Genomic DNA, 6,206 nt, shown 5'->3' on the forward strand with positions numbered 1-6,206 from the left:
TTTTAGAATTCCCAAATTCACTCGCCATAAAAAATATTCTTCACCTCTTGCAAAGCAGGATTTAAGATACAAGGTTTAAAAATAAAGCCTTAAACCCAGCATTGATATATTTTGAGCTCTTATATCATTTTTTATACTTTGCATACGGGCAAAAAGTGCGAGATTCTGCCTTAAGTTATAGCTTAAAGTCATATCAGCAATATGGCTAAAATGCGTGGGGCTATAGGCTTTAAGCTTGTATTCTAAAGTGGCTTTAAGGCTTTTATTATCATAAATAACCAATCCTAGCACATTACTTAGAAGGAAATCAGCCTTTTTATTTGCATTGACAAAAAAGGTAGGCTCTAAGAGATAATACATATAGCCATAATCAAACAAATTCAGGCTTAGCCCCCCTCCAAATGCAATAAAATAATGCAAATATAAATCATTAAAAGTGCGATTAAGCCCCGTTTCTAAACGATAAGAAAAGGGCTTAAAAAACTTGCTTAGTGGGGCGATTGAAGCCACAGAGAGAATATTTAGCTCATGGAGGCTTAGAGCGCCATTTTTTAAAGCTTTGCTTGTATCATAATATGCCAAAGCACGCATAAATTCAATTTGTGCTCCCTTCAAATAGCCCTTATCATTATCTGTAATATCATGATAAGCGATTCTAAAATCAAGCCCTATATGCGCACCATCTTCATTAAAGAGCGCAAGGGGGGTAACTCTTAGGGCTTGATTCCCCTCTAAGGGGTTGGCGGGTGTGGGGATAAATGGGGGGTTAGAAGCCCCAAGCTTAGAGCGATTGAGCGCGAGATCATGGGCTATTTGCGTGTATTGGTCTTTTTTTAGTTTGCCTTTAAGGAAGTAGTATTCGCTTAAATCAAGGGCAGATTCTAAAATATATGCTGTGTTCTCATGTGTTGGGGCAGTGTTATTGAGTATATCAGTAGCTTTCATCTTGCCAAGTGAGAGCGCACGAGATAGTTTTATGTCCTTTTGGCTCATCACTTTTTCATAAGAGAGGAGTTTTGTTCTTTTACTTGGACGATAGGTAATATCTGTAAGCAACCCCGCCTTTTGCAGGACAAAAAGCGTCTCTGGGGGATTAACCTGATATATAAATTGAGCGCGCAAATTCAAGCTAGGGCGCGCAACTTCAAGGAGCCAGAGGATATTATAAGAGCAATTTTTATTAAAGAAATAATAATAGCTATAGGCGTCGCTTAACTCCCACACATGGTTATAGAGTTGGGTAATTTCCTCTTGTGTGAGATTAAGCCCATACTCCCATATATCGCGTGATTCTGTATTGGTGTATTCTTTGATTTTATCATAATAGGGCAGGATAGAATAGCTCCCTGTATAGAATCCAAATAGCCCCTTTAGTGCAAAGCTTATGGCATTTTCATCATTGGGATTAGCATCAGCTTGGTAATTTAGCGCAAAGGCAAGCAAGCGGGATTGAAAGTGGGAATCAAGCAGTAAAAAAGTATGCCCAAACATAGAGGCGGGTGAATTAATATGCGCCGTGGGGAAAATAATGCTTGCCTTTGTGGGCGAGATGTAATCACGCATTGCCTTAAACTCCGCACAATCAACTTCGGGGAGAGACTCAAAGTTGAGATATTGGGAGAGGAGGGCAAAACGTGCAGGGAAACGGCAGAGTGCGTGATAGTCATCGGGGTGTATTGAGCGTGTAGGTAAGGCGATATTATGCTCTTTAAAGTTTGTGATTTGCTTTAATCTGCGTTTTTTAATTGCCTCTGGTACTACTACTTGAGAGGGAGGTTGATAAAAGGCGCGAATAGTTGCTTCTAGCTCATCTTGGGCTAAATGCTTTGAGGGTAAGGGAGTGAGAAAAAAGTAAGGTGAGATAATTTCACTTTGTGTTTTGTCAATATGGAGGAGGTTTTTCCACTCTTTTTTCTCTGCGATTTTTTGAGTTTTGCTTTGAGTAATGAGAGATTCTATAAAAGTATTATCAAGCCCAAAAATACTTAGAGGAAAGATAAAAAGGAATATGAATCTAAAATGTATCAATACAAAACCTAGGGTAAAACGAAAGCATACACAAAGCGTGGCTTTGTGTATGGTATGGATTATAAACTTGCTGCTCCATCAAGCACATCTGCACTTTGTGCGTCTTTACTTGCATAAAGTTTGTTGTAATTTTCTTGAAGTGCTACTTTAAAGCCCTCTTTGTCACTCACATTAAGAAGCTCTACTAAAGTATCAAGGTGCTCGCCTCTCCCTTGTGCGATTTCAGAAGAAAGTGCGTCCATATTTGCAGCTACAAACTCTTGTGTGCGGCTATCCATAGCTACTTTACCGCTTTTGCACCCCAATGTCCCAGAAGTGATACCAAAGGTTTGGTTTAAAAATGTGGAGTTGGTTGTTGTTTGCAATACATTCCATAAAATACCTTGTTTATCAATAAGATATGACCCAAGCCCGCAACCTGTATTTGTATTTGCCGCAGCGAATGCACCACTTATGAGACCTGCACTCAAAGTTAAACTAACTAAGACTTTCTTCATGTGAATCCTTTGTGAAAAATTTGCTTCTTTTTAAAAGAAACGAGGGTATTTTAACTTACTTCAATAAATGGCTAGATTAACGTTAAGCTATATTTACGATCTTGCAAAAGCCCTTGTAGGCTATATTACAAAGCATACAAAAAAGAAAAAATTATTTTTTTATAAAGATTATGATTAGTGATTCTTGCAGAGATATTTTGCTGTTATTGATTTAATATCTTGGGACGCAAAAAATAAATTTTTGCGTCCCGCCTAAAGCCCTGCGGGTGGCACTCTATTGATTTAATATCTTGGTTTGTGTGAAATCAATTCACACAAACCGCCTAAAGCTTGACTTATAGCTAAGCTTACGCTTATCTATCAAGTCTTTTTCTAAGGTATGTCTTGCTTCACATAAAGTAAATTCTTGCACACGCCCTCAAAGATTGTCTTATAACCGCACTTTGTGCGTTTATCAAGTCGTTTTCTAAGGGCTTTAAATTGTCGCCTAAAGCGCCTTTCGGGGGGCACTAGTTTTGACCTTTTTACCTTTTTGGCTGGTTTGGGTTTCTCCTACAAAAGGTAGTTCGTTTGTCATTCTGAGGGAGCGTAGCGACCGAAGAATCTCTTTTATCTGCTAAAGACTCTTTAACAGAATCACTAGAAAGGTAGTTACTTTGTCATTCTGAACCCCCGCAGGGGGTGAAGAATCTCCACCCGAATCACTAGTCGCCCATAGAGATTCTTCGCTTGATTCTCAAGCTCAGAATGACAATGAATCCAGCATTTACTAGCAATCCAAAAAGCAATGCTTCACAGAAAGCCCACAGCAATTCTTCGCCTCCACTTTGTGCTCCCCAAGAGCTGACAAAATTATTTTCCCTTGTGAGGTAGGCTTACCCAATTATGAGGAAGTGAGTTTGTTATGTTCGAGCTTGAGAAAGAAGCGAAGAATTGCTTGTGTAGCGCTCCTTCAAGGATGGGGATTCTAATACCCCTCTTTTGGGCTTATCTTAAGCTAATTTAATAATTCCCTATATAATGCCTTTAAAGAAAATAAAAGAGACATATATGCTAGATATTGAATTTATGCGAGAATGCACACCACTTTTTTATAAAGCTATTTCACTCACTTTATATATTTCTTTTTTTGGGATTTGCTTTTCATTGCTTATAGGCTTTATATTCGCATGGATTTTGTTTTTAAAAGTGCGATTTTTGAGTTCGATTGTAAGCTTTTATGTAGAGCTAGCACGTAATACCCCCTTGCTTATTCAGCTCTTTTTTCTCTACTATGGTTTGCATAATATCACACATATTCAGCTTAGCCCTTATACATGCGCTATTGTGGGGCTAAGCTTTTTAGGAGGTGGGTATATGTGTGAGAGCTTTCGCTCCAGTTTATGTGCTATTGCTCCCTCTCAAATACAAGCCGCACAAAGCATAGGGCTAAAATCGTATCAAATTATGTATTATGTGCTTCTCCCACAAGGGCTTGCTATTGCTATGCCTTCCATTTGTGCCAATGTACTCTTTTTACTCAAAGAAACTTCCGTAGTTGGCGTGATTGCCTTAGCTGATATTATGTTTGTGGCTAAAGACATTATCACTACTTATCATAAGACAAATGAAGCCCTAGCTATGCTTGTGTGCTGCTATCTTGTTATCTTACTTCCACTCTCAATTCTTTTTTCTCTCTTAGAGCATTTCTATAAAAAGCGAGTTTTATAATGGAGATTTTCTTTGTAGGTTCAAATGCACTAAGGCTCGCTCAAGGTGTGCTGCTTACATTGCAAATTGCGTGTGTATCATTAGTGTTTTCTATATTTGGAGGGCTGCTTTTAGGCTATATGATGAGTTTAAAGCACTTTTTTGTTTGGACTTTGTGTAGATTCTATCTTGAATGTATGCGCATTATCCCCATTCTCGCATGGCTTTTTATTGTGTTTTTTGGCTTAGCGCAGGCTTTTGATATAAATTTAAGTGCCATTACTTCTGCTATTGTGGTTTTTAGCCTCTGGGGCGTGGCTGAAATGGGTGATTTAGTGCGCGGGGCGATAACTTCCCTGCCTGCACATCAAACCCAAAGTGCTAAGGCATTAGGGCTTAATGGTGTGCAAATTACCATTTATATTATCCTCCCTCAAGCCTTAAAGCAGCTTTTACCCCCTACTATTTCGCTTTTTACTCGTATGATTAAAACTACTTCCCTTGTCGCCTTGCTTGGCGTGGTAGATTTACTCAAAGTGGGGCAGCAAATTATTGAACTCAATAAATCAAATCCTCATGCAAGCTTTTGGGTGTATGGGGGGATTTTTTGCACGTATTTTCTGCTATGCTATCCGCTCTCTTATATCAGTAAAATTTTGGAGAAAAAGTATCAACAATGAATAAGGCATTCCTTCAAATCTCGCATTTAAGCAAAACCTATGATGGCAAGTCTTTTATTTTAAATGATATTTCTATGAATGTCCAAAAAGGCGAAGTGGTAGTGATATTAGGACCTAGTGGCTGTGGGAAAAGCACCTTTTTACGCTGTCTCAATGGGCTAGAGCGTATCCAAAGTGGGGAAATATATTTTAAAGGCGAGCTTATAAGCCACAAGAAGACGAATTGGAATGCCATTCGCCAGCGTATTGGTATGGTATTTCAAAGTTATGATTTATTCCCGCATATGAATGTGATAGAAAATATTCTTTTAGGTCCCCTAAAGGTGCAAAAGAGAGACAAACAAGCCGCACAAGAACAAGCAGAGAATCTCTTAAGCCGTGTAGGACTTTTAGAAAAAGCCCATGCCTATCCTCGCGCACTAAGCGGAGGGCAGAAGCAGAGAGTGGCGATTGTGCGGGCATTATGTATGAATCCTGAGATTATGCTATTTGATGAGGTAACCGCCTCGCTTGACCCAGAAATGGTAAAAGAAGTCTTAGAGGTGATTTTAGAGCTTGCAAGAGAAGGAATGACTATGTTAATAGTAACGCATGAAATGCGCTTTGCTCAAAAGGTAGCAGATAGAATCTGCTTTTTTGATGAGGGTAAATTAGTAGAGCAAAGTAGCCCGTATGAGTTTTTCACTCACCCAAAAAGCCAAAGGGCACAAAGATTTTTAGATATTTTTAATCTTTAAGGGATTTTATTATGCTCATTCACCTCAGCAGATGGTCAAGATTTGCTATAAAAGCACTAAAAAGTACGATTGGTGATTCGGACAGAGATTCTTCGGGCTTTACAAGCCCAAAGACATGACAAACTTGGCTACCCGCAAGGGAAACCCACACATAATAAACACCTGCAAAGGAAATTTACTTTGTCATTCCAAGCATTGCGAAGAAACTTCGCCCGAATCACTAACGACTCCGTTATTTTGTCATTCTGAGGGCGGGCGTAGCCCAACCGAAGAATCTCTACCCGAATTACTAGTTGCCCACAGAGATTCTTCGCTTCGCAGAGGCTACGCTCAGAATGACAATGAATCCCAAATGTCTCCCAGCAGTGAGATATATTCTCATCACAGGATAAAATTAAATCGCACGAAGTGCCACCTCTTAAAGCGTCGTCGGGGCGGGGGATATATAAGGGGGCAAGAATATTATTATGGGGTTGGAGCTTGCCTGCACGAGCGAAGCTCTTGCCCCCCCATTATTTTATAAAACTTTGCACATTCAAGCCCCTCCCCCTTATAGAAAAAGAAAAAAGAGAATC

Annotated in this window: 8 protein-coding genes; 5 read left to right on the forward strand and 3 right to left on the reverse strand. The window is 39.4% G+C overall.

The features are described 5' to 3' along the window. Positions 1–75: 75 nt before the first annotated feature. The gene (locus tag CQA63_RS04310; protein WP_104699841.1) at positions 76–2,028 is read right to left on the reverse strand and encodes an Lnb N-terminal periplasmic domain-containing protein; all 1,953 of its coding nucleotides are present in this window, start codon (positions 2,026–2,028) and stop codon (positions 76–78) included. A 59-nt stretch (positions 2,029–2,087) separates the two neighbouring features. Then, entirely contained in the window at positions 2,088–2,525 is a 438-nt protein-coding gene (locus CQA63_RS04315) for a DUF3015 family protein (protein ID WP_104699842.1), read from the reverse strand. Between the two features lie 729 nt (positions 2,526–3,254). On the opposite strand from CQA63_RS04315, the gene CQA63_RS09755 reads away from it, so the two are divergent. The 4 genes from CQA63_RS09755 to CQA63_RS04330 all read left to right on the forward strand — a co-directional run bounded on the left by CQA63_RS09755 (position 3,255) and on the right by CQA63_RS04330 (position 5,631). Then, on the forward strand, positions 3,255–3,398 hold the full coding sequence (locus CQA63_RS09755; protein WP_170128366.1) for a hypothetical protein: 144 nt from the start codon (positions 3,255–3,257) through the stop codon (positions 3,396–3,398). Between the two features lie 177 nt (positions 3,399–3,575). Further along, entirely contained in the window at positions 3,576–4,235 is a 660-nt protein-coding gene (locus tag CQA63_RS04320; protein WP_104699843.1) for an amino acid ABC transporter permease, read from the forward strand. Further along, positions 4,235–4,894 (forward strand): amino acid ABC transporter permease, encoded by a 660-nt coding sequence (locus CQA63_RS04325; protein WP_104699844.1) that lies wholly within the window; start codon positions 4,235–4,237, stop codon positions 4,892–4,894. The genes CQA63_RS04320 and CQA63_RS04325 overlap by 1 nt, the downstream gene beginning before the upstream one ends. Continuing rightward, on the forward strand, positions 4,891–5,631 hold the full coding sequence (locus CQA63_RS04330) for an amino acid ABC transporter ATP-binding protein (RefSeq protein WP_104699845.1): 741 nt from the start codon (positions 4,891–4,893) through the stop codon (positions 5,629–5,631). Before CQA63_RS04325 ends, CQA63_RS04330 begins: the two co-directional genes overlap by 4 nt. Before the next feature lie 19 nt (positions 5,632–5,650). Here the strand turns inward: CQA63_RS04330 and CQA63_RS10375 are convergent, their stop codons facing one another. Continuing rightward, a complete protein-coding gene (locus tag CQA63_RS10375; protein WP_280524190.1) occupies positions 5,651–5,782 on the reverse strand; it encodes a hypothetical protein in 132 nt (43 codons plus the stop codon). On the opposite strand from CQA63_RS10375, the gene CQA63_RS09430 reads away from it, so the two are divergent. Next, on the forward strand, positions 5,756–6,154 hold the full coding sequence (locus CQA63_RS09430) for a hypothetical protein (protein WP_170128367.1): 399 nt from the start codon (positions 5,756–5,758) through the stop codon (positions 6,152–6,154). The two genes, CQA63_RS10375 and CQA63_RS09430, sit on opposite strands and share 27 nt — an antisense overlap. The last annotated feature ends 52 nt before the right edge of the window (positions 6,155–6,206 follow it).

Origin of the sequence: Helicobacter marmotae (assembly GCF_003364255.1) — a bacterium.
Taxonomy (GTDB): Bacteria; Campylobacterota; Campylobacteria; order Campylobacterales; family Helicobacteraceae; genus Helicobacter_C; species Helicobacter_C marmotae.

What these genes read in the sequence shown, in the direction of transcription:
- CQA63_RS04330 (WP_104699845.1), top strand. Translation starts at nt 4,891, where the DNA reads ATGAATAAGGCATTCCTTCAAATCTCGCATTTAAGCAAAACCTATGAT.
- CQA63_RS04325 (WP_104699844.1), top strand. Translation starts at nt 4,235, where the DNA reads ATGGAGATTTTCTTTGTAGGTTCAAATGCACTAAGGCTCGCTCAAGGT.
- CQA63_RS04320 (WP_104699843.1), top strand. Translation starts at nt 3,576, where the DNA reads ATGCTAGATATTGAATTTATGCGAGAATGCACACCACTTTTTTATAAA.
- CQA63_RS04315 (WP_104699842.1), bottom strand. Translation starts at nt 2,525, where the DNA reads ATGAAGAAAGTCTTAGTTAGTTTAACTTTGAGTGCAGGTCTCATAAGT.